General features: G+C 49.6%; 15 protein-coding genes. 12 read left to right on the forward strand and 3 right to left on the reverse strand.

Annotated features, from left to right (window positions below):
* Positions 1 to 511 precede the first annotated feature (511 nt).
* The 3 genes from MRBLMS1_RS01885 (at position 512) to MRBLMS1_RS01895 (ending at position 6,017) form a co-directional block, all read left to right on the forward strand.
* Positions 512 to 1,591, forward strand: coding sequence for a DUF4062 domain-containing protein (locus MRBLMS1_RS01885; protein ID WP_485877429.1), 1,080 nt, complete (start codon positions 512 to 514; stop codon positions 1,589 to 1,591).
* 756 nt (positions 1,592 to 2,347) lie between these two features.
* Positions 2,348 to 3,685 (forward strand): hypothetical protein, encoded by a 1,338-nt coding sequence (locus tag MRBLMS1_RS01890; RefSeq protein WP_485877431.1) that lies wholly within the window; start codon positions 2,348 to 2,350, stop codon positions 3,683 to 3,685.
* A gap of 244 nt (positions 3,686 to 3,929) precedes the next feature.
* Positions 3,930 to 6,017: a hypothetical protein gene (locus tag MRBLMS1_RS01895; protein WP_485877433.1), complete on the forward strand. Its 2,088-nt coding sequence runs from the start codon at positions 3,930 to 3,932 to the stop codon at positions 6,015 to 6,017.
* Between the two features lie 630 nt (positions 6,018 to 6,647).
* On the opposite strand, the gene MRBLMS1_RS01900 is transcribed toward MRBLMS1_RS01895, so the two are convergent.
* A complete protein-coding gene (locus tag MRBLMS1_RS01900; RefSeq protein WP_485877435.1) occupies positions 6,648 to 7,472 on the reverse strand; it encodes a hypothetical protein in 825 nt (274 codons plus the stop codon).
* Between the two features lie 454 nt (positions 7,473 to 7,926).
* Between MRBLMS1_RS01900 and MRBLMS1_RS01905 the strand changes: the two genes are divergently transcribed.
* A complete protein-coding gene (locus MRBLMS1_RS01905) occupies positions 7,927 to 8,463 on the forward strand; it encodes a hypothetical protein (protein WP_485877437.1) in 537 nt (178 codons plus the stop codon).
* A 490-nt stretch (positions 8,464 to 8,953) separates the two neighbouring features.
* On the forward strand, positions 8,954 to 9,208 hold the full coding sequence (locus MRBLMS1_RS01910) for a hypothetical protein (RefSeq protein ID WP_485877439.1): 255 nt from the start codon (positions 8,954 to 8,956) through the stop codon (positions 9,206 to 9,208).
* Between the two features lie 85 nt (positions 9,209 to 9,293).
* Here MRBLMS1_RS01910 and MRBLMS1_RS01915 read toward each other — a convergent pair whose 3' ends face one another.
* Both MRBLMS1_RS01915 and MRBLMS1_RS01920 read right to left on the reverse strand, forming a co-directional pair.
* A complete protein-coding gene (locus tag MRBLMS1_RS01915) occupies positions 9,294 to 10,757 on the reverse strand; it encodes a toll/interleukin-1 receptor domain-containing protein (RefSeq protein ID WP_485877441.1) in 1,464 nt (487 codons plus the stop codon).
* Positions 10,758 to 10,930: 173 nt separating this feature from the next.
* Positions 10,931 to 11,674: a hypothetical protein gene (locus MRBLMS1_RS01920; RefSeq protein WP_485877442.1), complete on the reverse strand. Its 744-nt coding sequence runs from the start codon at positions 11,672 to 11,674 to the stop codon at positions 10,931 to 10,933.
* 666 nt (positions 11,675 to 12,340) lie between these two features.
* On the opposite strand from MRBLMS1_RS01920, the gene MRBLMS1_RS01925 reads away from it, so the two are divergent.
* The 7 genes from MRBLMS1_RS01925 to MRBLMS1_RS01955 all read left to right on the forward strand — a co-directional run bounded on the left by MRBLMS1_RS01925 (position 12,341) and on the right by MRBLMS1_RS01955 (position 16,116).
* Positions 12,341 to 12,607 carry a hypothetical protein gene (locus tag MRBLMS1_RS01925; protein ID WP_485877444.1) on the forward strand — a complete coding sequence of 89 codons (267 nt, stop codon included), beginning with the start codon at positions 12,341 to 12,343 and terminating at the stop codon, positions 12,605 to 12,607.
* Positions 12,608 to 12,698: 91 nt separating this feature from the next.
* The gene (locus tag MRBLMS1_RS01930) at positions 12,699 to 12,929 is read left to right on the forward strand and encodes a hypothetical protein (protein WP_485877446.1); all 231 of its coding nucleotides are present in this window, start codon (positions 12,699 to 12,701) and stop codon (positions 12,927 to 12,929) included.
* Positions 12,930 to 13,213: 284 nt separating this feature from the next.
* Positions 13,214 to 13,576: a hypothetical protein gene (locus tag MRBLMS1_RS01935; RefSeq protein WP_485877448.1), complete on the forward strand. Its 363-nt coding sequence runs from the start codon at positions 13,214 to 13,216 to the stop codon at positions 13,574 to 13,576.
* Positions 13,577 to 13,681: 105 nt separating this feature from the next.
* Positions 13,682 to 14,002: a hypothetical protein gene (locus MRBLMS1_RS01940; protein WP_485877449.1), complete on the forward strand. Its 321-nt coding sequence runs from the start codon at positions 13,682 to 13,684 to the stop codon at positions 14,000 to 14,002.
* Positions 14,003 to 14,144: 142 nt separating this feature from the next.
* Positions 14,145 to 15,290, forward strand: a complete 1,146-nt coding sequence (locus tag MRBLMS1_RS01945; protein ID WP_485877451.1) for a hypothetical protein — start codon at positions 14,145 to 14,147, stop codon at positions 15,288 to 15,290.
* Between the two features lie 276 nt (positions 15,291 to 15,566).
* Positions 15,567 to 15,764, forward strand: a complete 198-nt coding sequence (locus MRBLMS1_RS01950; protein ID WP_485877452.1) for a hypothetical protein — start codon at positions 15,567 to 15,569, stop codon at positions 15,762 to 15,764.
* 7 nt (positions 15,765 to 15,771) lie between these two features.
* Positions 15,772 to 16,116, forward strand: a complete 345-nt coding sequence (locus MRBLMS1_RS01955; RefSeq protein ID WP_485877454.1) for a hypothetical protein — start codon at positions 15,772 to 15,774, stop codon at positions 16,114 to 16,116.
* Positions 16,117 to 16,136 lie beyond the last annotated feature (20 nt).

Consider the following 16,136-nt stretch of genomic DNA (forward strand, 5'->3'; position numbering starts at 1 on the left):
CGCTGTACGACGATCGATCTAGCTTGATTTGAAATTCTGGATTGCTTTAAGGAAAGTGGAAAATAAAGAGTTGAATCGCCACGACCACCGCTAACTCTACCGATCCATAGTTCTTGAAAGATGAAAAACCGATGGATCGTGTTAGGTGCACGGGTGTCCTCCCAGGCACCTGGTGTGCGATCTCGTAGCAGCCTGATCCACCGACGAGGCCGGGTCTGGCCTGTCTATCTCCCCTGCCCTGCAGCGACAAACACCGCGCGCTAGCAAAAGTTGCTTGAGCTTCGAGAGGTTCGTGCATTAACGTTCCCGCGGCAAAACGCCTTACGACGGTAAACTCCGGTCTCGCAGAGCGCGGTGCAATCGATTCGAGTTCTCTTTCGCATCATTTCCACTCTGCAACGATGCATTTAAGTTAGAGTGTTGCTTTGATCGATTGAATCCGCAGCCAACAGCGGTCATTGACTAGATGCAAAGCGTATCCAAATTGTGGACTCAAGAACTAGGAGCGTAAGTGGAGAAGAAATACCAAGTTTTCATAAGCAGCACGTTCCGCGACCTCGAGGTCGAGCGGCAGGAAGTCATGCACGCACTCCTTGAGTTAGATTGTATGCCCTCCGGCATGGAGCTTTTCCCAGCTGCGAATGAGACTCAATGGAACTTGATCAAAAAGGTAATAGACGACTGTGACTACTACATTTTGATTCTTGGAGGTCGCTATGGCTCAATTGGGACCGAGGGCATCAGCTATACGGAGATGGAGTATCGATATGCTCTCTCAACCGGCAAGCCAACAATTGCCTTCCTGCACCGCTGTCCCGGAAAGATAATCGCCGACAATTCGGAACCGACAGCAGAGGGAAAAGAAAAGCTACAAGCGTTTCGGGAATCTGTAGAGCAAAAGCTTTGCAAACATTGGGAGTCAGCTCAAGAACTTGGATCTGTCGTTAGTAGGAGTTTAATTCAACTGATAAGGTCAACCCCAGCAGTGGGTTGGGTGCGGGCCAACGAGTTGGCAGATCGAGAAGCAACGATGGAATTGCTGCAGCTACGTCGTCGCGTTGAAGAACTCCAAACCGAGTTATCTCGGGCACGTATTTCTGCACCTAAGGGTTCTGAGGGGTTAGCTCAGGGCGATGAAGAGCATTCAATAAGGTTTTTATTTTCAGCGAAAGCGCCAGGCGATTACCTAAGCCAAAAGTGGAATTCGACCTTTTCGCCCACCTGGAATGAAATATTTGCATCGATTGCTCCATTAATGATTCATGAGGCGACGGAACCCGTGCTAAAAAGTTCACTTGACCAGTTTGCCGAAACAGTCAGCATTGAGCGTGTGAGCAAAAACAAGGGACTCGTTGGCCATGCGCTGCGCAACTTTTACATTAGCGAAGACGACTTTCAGACGATCAAAGTTCAACTTCGCGCCTTGGGCCTTATCACTAAAAGCGAAAAAGCTAGAAGCGTTAAAGACGCGGGTACTTATTGGACGCTAACGCCATATGGCGATGAGATTATGACGCAATTGCGTGCAATTCGGCGCAATGAAGATGAGTCCCAATTTAGCGAGGAGATTCTTCTTAGTGATGCTGAGTAAATCGCCCTTTGTTCCCATTGCCAGCTTTCGGTTACTCCCGGACACAAAAATTGACGGTCAGCTTTGGGGGCGGAAGCGGACAGTGCCATTGAACCGCCACCAGTAGCTTAGACTTTCCAGGTCCATGGTTCTTGCAAGATGAAAACCCGATGAATTGTGTTGGGCATGGACACCCTGCCTGACTCTTGGTGCGCGATAGCTGCCTGATCCACCGACGAGATCGGGTCTGGCCTGTCTATCTCCCCTGCCCTGCAGAGACTCCTGCCATGCGCTAGCAAAAGCTACTTGAGCTTCGGGAGGCTCATGCATTAACGTTCACGCGGCAAAATGCCTTGCGACCTTTATCTCGGGTTCCACGGGACGCGGAGCAATCGATTCGAGTTATCTTTCGCATCATTTCCGCTCTGCAACGATGCATTTAAGTTAAAGTGTTGCGTTGAACGATTGAATCTGCAGGTGATACCTGGCAACGACAGCAGCCGGCCAGATGCGGTCGGTCAACTTACGGTAGTTGGCGCAATCCCGTATGATGGCGATATGCGTCCAGTACATAATCGCCTTGATTAATCGGGACAATAGCGATCTATGTGTTTTCCGTCCTATCAGATGAACAAAGACGACTGTGCCAGCCCATATTGCTTCATTTATTCACCTGGACAGTGCCACCGGCATCGTGCAGCCTAACTTACTTGCGTAAGACTCGGCAGCTGGAAATCCCTCCTTCACTCAGATCACCTCGGTCGATTGCGACATATTATGGCAACAAACGATAACAAAGGAAGTCGACTTACACGTGCAAAATTTGGGGACGAAGCTAGGAGAGCGCTTGCAATAAAACTCACTCAGGCTCTAAGCGGAACGACCATCATCGATAACGATATACTTGCTGCTTGGAATCCCGCAGTCCATACATTTGCCGAGTCTAGTCTGAAGTATTTCGGCGACTGGATGTCAGCCCGTGACATAGTTACCTTAGTCTTTGAGGAAGCTAGGCCAGTACTGCGTCACCTTAATGCCGGTTTAAAACGTCGATCTAGGCCGCTTTCTGCTGAAAAGGCGAGATTGCTGAGCGAGGAATTGATAGTCGCATTAGCGGAGATCCCGCGATCTTATCAAGTTTTCTTCCCGTTGCCGCAGATGCAGACTGTCCCGGATACCGAATTCTGTTCGTTAGTCGGGTTCGTTAGTCGAGATTTTGGCCGGAAGTCCGACGTTTTATCGGCAGAGTCGGTCTTTCAAGGTATGGAGTCAGATACTGGCGGTTCCGCAGACGTCGAAGCTAACAATATTCAGACATTCTTAAGGGTTACGGTCAGCGGATATTTGTCGTCGTCCCGTGCACAGTCAGCCATGCTGAGTGCAACTTCTGTGCTAAAGCGATGTGTTCAGGTGGGGGTTATTAAGAACGTATTCGCAGTCGACGGTTTCTACCCTGATTTTCACACGTTGAGCACTGCCCCAGACGGTGACGTTAGCGCTCATCCAGCTCTGACCGCCGTGGTATCGGAATCATCTGCGAATGATCGTCCGGTTAGACGCATCCAGCTCAGCCGCAACTTGTCAAATTATTTAAATAGGATAAGTATTCACGCCATTGGGGGAATGAGGCAGGTCCGTCCGCCTATTATTTCCAATATCGACATGCAGCACGACTTGCAAAAGTTGTTGTCCAGTCCATGTGCGTTGCTCGTAGAGCAAATCAATGAGGATCAGACCAAGTCACTGCGGAGTGCTTTCGAATGGGCCTTCGATGCGATGGCAGATGACGAGACTGTACCAAGTTACATCAGCACATGTATCGGTCTTGAAGCGGCGCTTGGAGAGGAAAATGAGTCGGGCGGTATTACCGAACGTCTCGCGGACAGATGTGCCTTCTTGCTTGGTAGCATCCCTGCCCAACGTTCGAGCATACGGTCCGATGTGCGCGAAATTTACAAATTGCGATCGAAACTGGTTCATGGAGCAACCACGACTTTCAGCAGTTGTGATACTGATATAAGCGAACTTAGTCGAAAATATTTGTGGCGAATACTCGAAACTGAACTAAATTCGATTCTCGAACTGCACACAAAGACAAACGTATCCACGTCATAGTTAGGTGATTGACGACCTGCGGCGCAATGTCCGTTATGAGTCGAATCCAGCCTGTCGTAGAGCTCGCTAGATTTTCGTACTGACGACCTGCTATGCTCAGCTGAACGGCCGGGTTCGGCCAATAGCGGACATCTGCGCACAAGGGACGGTATGGATAAAGCGAATACCGACATTAAAATATTTTAAGCGGATTGCCTTACAATGAACAGATTGAAAACCAAAATTTAGGCTTCGAACGGACAGTATGGTAAAGCAAAATAAGAAACAAAAAAATGGATCAGCTGGAGGTTCGGCGGCAGCTGGAGGCATGAACTTTCAAGGCCGCGTGGCTGCCTTAGCCATAGCACATGCCCTTATCGAATACGAAGATTATTCCGCTCTAGCCTTGGATGCTGGATATCAACTTGAAAGCGTACATCTTGAAACGTGCAATGAAATTGATGATGTCGTTCTAGAAGGAAGTTATAGAGTATTTATCCAAGCGAAGAGAAATTTACCTCTTTCTGACTTGCCTACGTCTCAGTTATCAAAGGTCCTTCAGCAGTTTGTTCGACACTATCACAACGAGTGGAAGCAGGATGATAGATATGTCCTTGCGACCAGTACAGAATCGTCATCTCGCATCATTATTGATTTAAGAAAAATTACGACGTCGTTGAGGCTTAACGCTAGTGCGCTATCTTCAAATCCATATACGCTAGCTGAGCAGGATGTAATTGAAAAAACAAAAAAAATGATTGAATTTCATTGGTTAGAAACCAAAGGTTATAAGCCAAGCGAGATAGAAGTAATTAATCTCTTGAAGATCATCTGGATTTTACCTCTGGACATTGGATCAAATGGTAGCGATGAGCGTCTAGCCATATCACTTTTACGTAGCAGATCAATCATAGATGCACCGTTATTGTGGACCGCTACCGTCAATTTGGCTTCCAATCTCATGGAGAATCGGCAGTCGGTAGATCTTAATGGAATCGTTCATGCGTTGGGATCTTATATCAAGCCTAAGGGAGAGAAAAAGTCTGCACTCGAAGAATTTAAATTGACCATTAAGCATGGCCCTATTTCTACTGGTAAAGAAGTGGTGCTCTTTGACGGTTTTCGGAACATGGACGCTCTTTGCATTGGTGAGTACGAGCGTTTTAGTAAAGATGGCCGTCGAATTTTCCAATTCAGTGCCAATTGCTGCACGCTGCCCGATGGCACAACACAACCAATCTTGTATCGGGGAGCTACAGTCACGGGGCTGCGAAGGTTCATAAGTTCAAATCAAAGCTTATTTAGAGAAAGAAAAATTTTATTTTTACCTCGTTCTTGTGGAGACAAACCCGATAAGGGTGTATATGCGGTCGCTCATGAGCAGTTGCTAAGCAAAATAATTTTTAATAAAACGAATCTATTTAGTTGCTTGAGTTGTGGTTACCCACTTTCAGAAGACCGGGCGTTATCAGTGGAAGTTGATGAAGAAGGAATGTCTTTGGATGTTGGGTTCATCCACAAACGTTGTCAGCGGCCAAGTTTGAGGGTTCTAGGAGAGATTCAGTCGGAACTATTCGCGGAGTTTCCCGACTTAACCGATTTTGATTATGAAGGATGGATTCTTGCGAATAGATTTGGGCAAAGTGCATTATCGCAATTTCCGTATAATGGAGTAGTCGCAACAGCAGTCTGGCAATTTGCGCCTTCCGCGTCGTTGCGAGGATCGTGGTGCGTCCGTGTAAACTTAGAGGATGGCAGTGCTGGCTATGTCACTCAAAGAGGCAAGGTGGAGCGATTCGGAATGCAAGAAGCGCATGAAAAGGCGAAGGAGTTGAGCGATTCTTATATTAAGCAGCGCGAAAAAAAGGATCCATGGGTTTATACATCAGATCATTCAGTATGTGGCACCATGCTTGATGTTCGCCGGAGATTTGGCGCAACGCACAAGCTCCTAAAGTGTGAAAGTGCTGAAGCGACATCGTTTGACTCGGGTATTGAGGTCGCCTACTCATCACGCTGTCATCATTATGCTCCGCTTGTTGTGCTCCTGTCTAAGGACACAGGAAAGCCGTTGCTAATTGATGGAGCGATATATTTTTTGAACGACCCGTTTGTTCTTTCTCGATTTCTAGAAAACTGGAAGGATGCGGGAAAAAATGTGGATGATTATGTAGTAAATGTAGTGTCTGAAGATACCACTTTCGATAATCTGGTGTTGGCGGCGACTCAAAACAATCATCACGTTTTTATCGATCCTCTTTTTGAAGAGAATGGCGAGATCGTAAGTGGAGTCAAGGTGATTCCATTTAAAGAAGTGATTGAGGCCATTTCAGGCTCTGAGCAATACGAGTAAAGAATTACGTACGATTACCTGTTTGAATTGCATCAAAACCCGACCGTTTGCTCAATTAATGATTGTTTGCACCTATCGATGTCCGCTTAGGGTCCAGGCTGTGCCATTGGGGTAAATCGCTGCTGGTACCTACGGCGCACGTGATCCATCATTCTTGGCTGATGAAAATCCGATGGAGCGCCTGAGGGCCCGGGCGCCCTGCCAGGCGCTTGGTGTGCGATCTCGTAGCTGCCTGATCCACCGACGAGATCGGGTCTGGCCTGTCTATCTCCCCTGCCCTGCAGCGGCTACCGCCGCGCTCGAGCAAAAGCTGTTCTGTTTGAGCTTCGGTGGGTTACTGTAGGAACTCCACCATGGTTAAACGCCTTACGGCGATGTAGCTGATGTTTCGCCGGCTGCGATTTCGACTTTGGACGTCGCCGCACCGGCGGTTTGGGTATTGCCGGCTTGACCGGCCCAGGCGTATGTGTGTCAGATAGTATTCTGATGAACTGTTTTGCCACGTTACATTGAAGCGTGGGAGCGTGCGCCCCCACTGCGGGCATTGGCTTAGTGACCTGCGCCGATATGGCTCGGATCCGACGTTTGACTTTGGCATGAGTTAAATTATTGGGGCGAGGGCGCGCTCCCTTACACTGATGTGTCTGACAAGTTGTGCATTAGCGCACCTATGTGACTCAACATCGAAAATGCCTTTAGGCTGTTCTCTTCCGTGGCATATTCCAAATCAAGCCCGTGCATAAGTGTGTTGCGGTTGAGTCCCTCGTAGTTGTGGATTCGCCTGTCTTTTTGTCCATATCCAATCGGTAGCGGTTCCGCGAATGGTAGCCACATAATTTCCATAAACATGGAAAGTGCGGCGTATGGATTCGAGTCATCGTCCGGCTTTTTCATGCCTTCTAATCGCTCCTTGGCGGTAAATTTGATGTTCTCGTCTATGCCACCTGATGATTTCCCGTTGGTAAAAATATACTTTTTGAGTGCGGTAAAGCAGATGCCTTCTGCCTGTGAAAAAAATATAGGTACAGAAAGCGCATGTTCGCCACGGTTGTGCGCATCAAGCGCTGGTTTTATCGCAAAAGCGCGTTCTGGATAGTCTTGTAGCAATGAAGCACCGAGTTCGTCGACGCTATTGCGGTACATTTCGGCGACTATGCTATCAAGTTCGGCATCTGACACACTTCCACATTGCCGAGCAAGCTCCATGATTTCAGACATTCCAAAGTTACCGCTGACGAACCAGCCTCGTTTTGCCAACGGTCCCGTGGAATCCCGTAATTTCGGATAGAGTTCGGCTTGAACCTTCGCAGCTTCGTTAAATGCAAGCGCTGCGTTCTCCATCATCTCAGCGAATTTTTTTAGCCTCGTCTCGATCACATCGCGATTTTCATGGATCTTACGCTCAAGCCCCGTGAAAAATTCCTGCATCATTGCCCATTGATTTGGATTTGACATTGCTAACCTCCTTAATGCGACCTTGACTATCGGATTTAGTACTCATAGCGAAGCAATGACCTAATTGTGGGCGACGTAATAGTCTTTGCCAAGAGAATAATTTTCCGTTTCAGCAAGTATTTTCCTTGCTTGCTCGCATGTGATACACCTATTCGTGACAAGATTTCAGTCCCGGATATTTTCTAACAGGTCACTGGAAATGTAGTTTTAATGCACGTCAGACTGACCGCGCTCAAGTAAAAGCTGCTTGAGCTTCAGCGGGTTCCTGCATGAATTTTCCCATGGCTAAACGCCTTGCGACGTTAATCTCGGGTTCCGCGGGGTGCGGCGCGACCGATTCGAGTTATCTCTCGCATCATTTTCGCTCTGCAATGGTGCCTTTAAGTTAAAGTGTTGCGTTGATCGATTGAGTCCGCAGCCAGAAACGGTCACTCGACGTATCCCTTGGAAACAAATGCAGATGGAAGTTAAATTTCTTAGTCTTGGCGAGCAAAGTGAACATGGTCGCGTCCTTGTTGCTCGCGGCCCAACCTCAGAATCCAACATTGTTGCCAGTGTCTTGATCGCTCACCATAGTGCGCCGGTGACTCGCGTAAACATTCTTGCCAGCGCAGGGTACTCATGCTTTCAGAGCACACGTTTCGCTGAGGGCATCGTTTACATCGGCTTTGGGCAGTTCGTGTTCGTCGTTGATCTTTACCTTGGCGAAGTTCGTCGCCATCAGCTGGACGGTTACTTTGGCCATTTGTACGATTCGCGCGACCTTGAGAACCTAAATAGCCGCATCGCAGTGCTTGTAACTTCGGCATCTGAAGTTCTTGCTTTTGACCATACAGGAGGTCTGATCTGGGAGCAGTCGCCGCTTAGGATCGACGGTGTAGTCCTTCACGATGCGAGCGCGGGTCAGATTCGTGGTGATGGTGAATGGGACCCACCAGGCGGATGGCGCCCATTTAGCCTAGTTCCAGAGTCAGGAGCAATACTTCAATGACCGGTATGGGGCGGAAGCGGAGGGTACCACTGAATCGCCGTCAGTAGCTTAGACTTTCCTGATACATGGTTCTCGGACGATGAGAATCATGGATCGTGTCCGGGCCTTGGGTTTCGTGCCAGACACCAGGTGTGCGATCTCGTAGCTGCCTGCTCCAACGACTAGATCGGGGCTGGCCTGTCTATCCCCTGCCCTCCACAGTCTCGTGCCGCACTCGAGCACAACCTGTCCTTCCCTGGCCATAACTGCCGGCGAAGAATGGCATAGCTGGCCAAGGCAACAGCAGAGCGCCTGCGCGCGCCGCGGCAGTGGCCGAATGGCAGCGCATCTTGCGCAGCCTGGCCATCTTGGAGACGGAACTGGCCCTGGGCAACCCGTCCGTGTTCCCGCAATCGCCCGTCGCAAGGCGTCAAGCCTAAGATCGACGCCACCGAATTGCTATCGGTCAAGGTCGCGCACAGCCTGGGCGGCAACGGTTTTTACCACGCGGGTGGAATTTGAAACGAAAACGGAAGCGGTGGAGGCCGAGCGTGAGGAAGAGTACGACCCGAACGAAAGCATCACGGGCGTGCTGGCCAAGTGGAAGGAGGTGGTGGCGAAAAAGAAAAAGGCTGGGCAGGAGCAGGCCGCCGCCAAGGGCACATTCAAAACGCTGGGACATCTTTACAAAAGCAATCAGGCCGCCAAACGGGCGGCCCTACATGCATGGAGGCATATTGAAGAAGTGCGGGACATCATCCGCTAGAACAGCGAGGCACCTTGGTAAGCCTAGGCAAACAGCATCCGCCCTCTCTTAATCTAACTACGAATTCTGACTCATCCTACAAGCGTTATTTTGTTAGGGCCTGCAGGTTCACGGCACTTTCAAAACTAAACCCAAACATCCTGCTTAATAACAAATGCCGAAAATTATCAGTTTGCGAACGCGCCACGACGACTCTTTCTGCGAGATCTGCACCTGAAGCCACGCCTATTGCGAAAAGAATATTGTTTCTAATGTCCGAGTCAATTGCTTTGAGAAATATTGGTAGGCGTAGAGACTCGGTTGAATACACTGCCGTACGGGGCCGCCAAAAAACAGGAAAATTGGTTTCGCCACGCCCCTTTAACTGAGCTATGCCATATAGTGCCAAGAACATATCCGCTTGTAAGAGTTCGTTGAACGGCGTATGTTCAGCAGAACATCGCTCTCTCAACATGTCTGCCGTTAAACATGTCCTATTAAGGCTCAATCGATTGTTGCGATGCTCATCCATTGATGAAAGAAACGAATCAAACGCAATGATATTTTCAGCTTTTAGATCATGGTGGTCAGTTCGCACGAGAAATGGATACTTCAGCCAATGTCGAAGCATGTGCCAGCGCTCGTGCCGTAAGAGCGTTGCCGTCACAATGAGCGTAGCCTCAAGGGCGAAGAAGCGATAGATATCGGCCCATCCCGCGACGTACATACCATTCTCAATCGGAGGACCAAAAAGCTGACCAAGTTGCTCGAGCAGATAAGTGCATTGCTTGAGTGCCCTCGGCTCATCCCCCAAGAACGTTGCAACTGATTCAATGTATTCTGAAAACTGGTTCCTGAGACCTTTTGTTTGCAAGATCGCCTGATAGATTTCTTCGTCATATCCAGGTTTACCGTCAGGTGTGACGTATCGCTGTTTCATCTCAGTCAACATGCTTCGTACAAAGAGGCTTTCCAGCCCTTCGCGATTCGATTTACCGTCACGAATCGATCTCAATGCACTTGGCAACTCCTTTGCCGTCGGTAAACCATTGCTGTCAGGTTTAAGAAATTTTGGAACGTCTCCTAGCTTCGGCTCTGGATTAATTGGTTGATCATAGATAAGGCGAAGCAACTCGTCCAAACCGTCGCCCCACTTCTCATCTGACGACAAATCCACATAGATGCGGCCTGCCATAAAGACGGGTAAAAATTCTTTACCATCATCGTCTCGTTCAGCTACGATAGGAATAAATTTAGTCTGCGCAACCTTAGAGTAGAGCTCAGATGAAATAATTTGGCTTTCAGTTCCAACACCGCCGGCGCGTATGTCTGCCTTTTCTTTATATTTTCGATCACAGATCACCAAGACCTTTACTACGCTGGCATCTGTAACCATCGATTCCATGAAAACGTATTTATCCTGACCAGGTTTGAGGCGCCACTTGTCCAAAATTGCGTCAATGCCGTGGGTACGAAGAGCAGTAGCTAGTTCGATCACAAATTGCTCATGCTCCGCCCCAGACCAGCTGTACGAGATGAAGACTTTTGGTGGTTCCTTTACTGTATTCATATTTAATTAGCTTATGGTTATAAGTGGATCGTATCGACGTTCAAGTGGAACCAATCGACCGCTTTTGGCAATTAGTAGATGATACGGAAACTGCTTAAGCGCGTACCAAATTTATTCACTGAATGGCCATTTACGCTGAAGAGCTTACCAAGCGTATTTTCATCAGATGCATGTTAGCGTACTTCCTTCACAGCATCATAAAGAAACGAAGCTATAATTGACCCTGTGACCCCAAGAGCAAGTGCGAAAATACTCGATAGCGTGAGCGACCAAATGGGATATTTTTTTATGAAATCAAACGCACGATAGTAGAGGTCTTTTCGTATCCGCTTGATTTCGCCTCGGATCGCCTCAATTACGTGATTAGAGACCCTTTCCTGTCGCAGTCGCTCTTGACACGGCACGCAAATTATTGCGTTGCTGCAGGAGGCCGCAAGGTCGGTCTTAATTCCATTCATATCAAACAAGCACCCCCTTGTTTCGTCATGTGTGAATCCTGGAACCTCGTCGATTCCGGGAATTCTTCCTCCTGATCCTTTATATAAAAGGGTATATGCGTAAAGCATTCTATAGACCGCGTTTTCAATCGGTATATTGCAGCTCTCAAGAATATCTTTAGTTTCATAGAACGAAAAAACGATCTGATTATTGCCAAGCCGTCGCGAATACCAATTACCTTCAATAGGAACGTTTACAATAGCCACCATGAAGTCAGCATCAAATTCCTTCGGCAGTTGTCCCTTTACGAGATCGTCTGAAAACGCCCAGTCTGGCCCATCGGAATTGCACGTAAGCGAAAAACTCTCTATTTCCTTCGAGACTTCAAAAGTTGAAGACTGCCAGTCGAGAACTTTTCTCTCTTGAAAATTAATCGGTAAGTGACCTATCGCTATCAACTTTATTCTTATTTTTTTCATTTGTGTACGCTTACTGTATTTGATAGCTATGCGGGGATTATAAAAAAATTTGGAAACGCACGCAAATGTACCAGAAAAATTGATGAAATTTAATAATAATTTTATCAATTCACCTCCCTACCACACTTTTTATAGCTCGTCTACCTTGCGGTCAGTACTCCGCTACACGCGTTAAAAAATTAAATTACAAAATCGCACCAACTCCGATAGAGTCCGCTTTACTGAATCGCCACCAGTAGCTTAGACTCTCTTGATCCATAGTTTTTGAAAGTTGAAAAACCGATGGATTATGTTGGGCATGGGCGTCCCGGCGCACCGGCAAAGACGTGTGGCTGGAAATCCCGAACGTTCCCCAACCTTGACCACGGAAAATCCCGGCGCCCTGGGCGCCCCGCACCGGCCGGCGCCGGCAAGGAAAAATTTATGTACGTTATGTTTAACGAAGCAGGTTTGCCAGTACTTGGTGGCGTGGACTCGGGGGTGACTCTCAAGCGCTGTTCCATTACGTTCAAGAGTGACCGCAACGGTCAGCTCATTCCTGGCTCGGGCACCGCTACCGTTGACGTATCGGTACCTGGGTCAAAGGGGCGCCAACGTTACGTGGACGTCCCACTGAGGTTCTCCAAGCATTAAGGCAATCCGTAGATCAAACCCGAGGAAAACATTTTGAAGCTGATATATACAACTAGCGATAAACAATTGGTCACGCTGAATGTTCGCGCAGTTCCAGGCGTGCGGCCTGATGGCATGGCTCCAGTTTATGAGATTCTGGACCAAGTTGGTAAGCCGACCACAATGGGCTTGGACTTAACCATAGACAAGCATCGTCATATCGGATTTTATGATTGCGTACTGGTTGAAGATGACAGTGTTTTTGCTTTCCGTTGGCTGACGAAAGAACGTGTTGTGAAAATTGGCGTACTGACTAATTGATCGGAAAACGCAGAGTAACACCCCAAGGCCCGCATTGACGGGCCTGACCCGATGAGAAGGCCAGCACGGTACTGGACAGCGAGGAAAAAATATGAATAAGACGCGACGAAAACAACTTGCTGCCGCGCTGGATCAATTGAGGGCAATACGCGATCAGGTGAAAGACATTTGCGCTGCAGAGGATGAGGCCCTTGAAAACATGGGATCGCGGCAAGGAGGTCAGAAAGGCGAAGAGAGTCGTGCGGCAATCGACGAAATGGAAGTCGCGTTGAAGGCGATCAAAAAGGCAGGAATCGCTATCAAAGCAGCGATGGTTGAATAGTAGAGGAAAAGAAACTTGAACAGGGTAAAAAACTTGAATGAACGGCCTCTCAGTGGCGGCTCTGGAGCCGGCGTTCAAAGGGATGTTCCGCAGTTGGTCAGGCGCACGTTGGTAAACGTACCTGTTCAATAATCTGCATCAGGCGTAGGCTGGCCACCGAAACGGTAAGGTCTTGATTTTTGGAGGCCATCATTCAAGTTTTTATTACGACGAAACACGGATCGACCGGGCAGCGGCACCGAGAGGACCGGCGTAATGCTGTCCCAGGAAGGAATGATAGGCACATGAAAAAGACAGTGATCTACTATGGCTTTGACGACGGCCAAATGCTATACGCATTGATGTCGAGGGAGTCCGGCATTCGAGTATGGATCGAGCAGCTGAGCGGAGTCTTCTATGGCGAATGGTCGTTGAACGCTTCTGAAGTAGCGTTGGCGATGGACGAGTTTTGCGCCGATACTTGGGGCGACCACAACGGCCTGATGGCCTCGGCAATGCTGGCTACGGGATGGTTTGAACCAACTGGCCGCGAGTTTACCTACCCTGTCTGGCATGTTCACAACGACGGCGTGGGCGAAATTTGGAAGCTATCCACTTTGGGAGCGCAATGGTTGGCGGCACGGGATGTTACAGCGACAACGAACTGATAAGGGCGAGGAAAATCAACAGCAGTACGAACGCCGGCCACGAACAGGCTTTTGAGGTGAGAGGGCCGGGCACTTTGCCTAGTCAACATGAAATAGAGAAGGTCTATGAAACAGTGTTCGTTCGAAGACGTGCGTCAGATGAGTTTTGAGCAACTTGCTGCGATTGATGACCCGATGCAATTATCGGCAACGGGATTCATATCCCTGATGCTTGTTCGTTATGTCGTTCGCACAGGTCAACTAGACGCCCGTTATGCTGGACGCTTGTTGTCAACGCTACTCGAAGCAATCGATAGTGCAACTGTAAATATCGTTTTGCTGGCAATCGTAGGACAGAAAATATCACTTGCCGTGCGCGATTCGGCCGTAGATAGCTATCTGGATGATCTCCAGGCGCAGGTAGAATATGCACACAACGGGAATTAGCATCAAGGAAAATCATGACCATCGTTGACTTGCCATTTCCGGCTCGGCCGCTCCCGCCAGGGCACACCCAGCACGCGCCAGCGGCGGGAAAACGCTACTTGACCTGCCTTGCGCAGCTAGCAATGCCGCGAGGGAGGCCGACATGAGAGGGGTCATCGAATGGTCCGAACGCAGAAGCGGCATGGTATATAGTGGCGTGGTCACACACTGCTATCGCAACGCCGATTGTATACGCGTCATTCATACCTGTGAAGACTATGGCGTCGGTGAACTGGCGATCGCTTTGAAAAGCGGACTGCAGGATGTCACGTGCAACTATTTGTCCGATTACGATGACGGGCCATCCGAACCGCTGGTGCGGGGCACGTTATCCTGGCAACCGCACGGCGCAGTCTTCACGGGCACTTGGTTCGACGCCAATGTTGAAGTCGAAGCGTCCGATGTTGTTGTGACGATCGAAGAATGTGACCTGACCGTCTCCGTGCCCGCTCCGTTGCCGCCGGTGCGGCTGATCGGTGAGCAGGTCGGCGAGGTCGACGTGATTATCAAGCAGCTGGGCGGGCGCCTCTGTACTTCGTGGAAAACGTGCGCTGAGCCTCCCCAGCTTCCTGGGGTCTATGAACTCCGGTGGCTCGCTGAGGAAGCGCGCACAGCTCGGGTATTTTATACCCTCTGGGACGGAGCCCTCTGGTATGGGCCGACAGAGACGATTGCCGATCTGCGCCAAGTGCACCTCGCCTGGAAGCTCATCGATGACGATGTCTCACGACAGTGGAGGGGATTGACGAAGAAAGCCAGCCGCACCGTGGCTTCCCACCTCGAACGTCTTCAGCGCATACACTGCGAGCGCGAAATCCCAGGTTTGATCACAGGCGCCGAGCAGGCGCGCAGTACCCTCGCGCTCTGCTGGCGCGATGCGCAGGCAATCTATCTATGCTTGCGGGAGGCCGCGTCGGTGGCCCACCAGTTCGACGCTAGTTCACGCCGCATACTGCATGGTTTAGACTTCAGCACGCTGGAAAAGGATTTCGCACACGACCCGAGCCTAGCTTTTCCGATTGCACCTTCCGAACCGTCAGAGGAATTGCACCGGTATTTGATGCGTGTTCAGGTTGTGTGCAACGAGCAGATCGGACTCTGGCGCGATTATTGGAAGGAGCATCTCAAGCTCCTCGACGACGCCGGCGACAGCGGCTCCTCCGTGGTCGACTGGGGCGCATGGTTAAAACCGTTCCATAGAGGTACCTGGCGCCGGCTGCCTGGCAGCTACGGCACGGGAAAAGCCTAGCGTCTTCAAGCAAGGCACCGCGATAGCAGAGCTCTAGGCCCGCTCGGCAAAAATCGTCGAGGAAAACGACCTGATGAGGCTACCGAACATGAAAGCTCCATGCCAAGACTGTCTATTCCGCAAGGACTCCGGTCACGTGCTCATCCACGGTGATAAGAACGCTTTTGTGATTCTCGCGCGACGGCTTCGGATTGCCTTGAATCTGTCAGGCGCCGAGAAAGTATTCGCAAACAAAGCAGCTTGCATCGAGCATCACAAGAACTGAGAGGAATATCCATGGATAGAGACATGAGGTATCTGGCCGGCGCCATCGTGATTGCGGCAGTTGTTATCGCAACGACGTTTCGGTACGAATTCTCAGCACACGGTGGAATTCGTAGTGATCGCTGGACCGGCAAGACCGAATACGAGTGCGGTGATCGGGGCAAATTTGGTTGGAAAGCGATGGCCGAATGTGACGCAATCAACAAATAGGAAAAATATGAGCAAAACACCAGTCGGAGCGTCATCAGCGACATACCGCAAAGCAGTCAATAGCATTGCCGAGGTTTTTGACCTTGAACCTTCTCACTCCAGGTATCCAAGTTTTGATTTGGAGGCGGCAATTGAGGCGATTCCAGATGCCATGAAGGAGCAGGCTATCGAATGGTACATTCGAGGCATCAAGCGTGGTATGGCGAAAGCAACTGATTTAATGGCAGAGGGGAATATCTACGTCCAAGAGGACGGCACCGTCCGAGCACCCGCCAAAATGGAAGTTAAGGTCCGCACCAAGGTCCGTGGTGGCGACTGGGACCGGCTGGTGCGCGATCTCGCAGCAGCCTGATCCACCGACGAGATCGGATT

Origin of the sequence: Massilia sp. LMS1-1-1.1, from assembly GCF_040815535.1 — a bacterium.
Taxonomy (GTDB): Bacteria; Pseudomonadota; Gammaproteobacteria; order Burkholderiales; family Burkholderiaceae_D; genus Janthinobacterium; species Janthinobacterium aestuarii.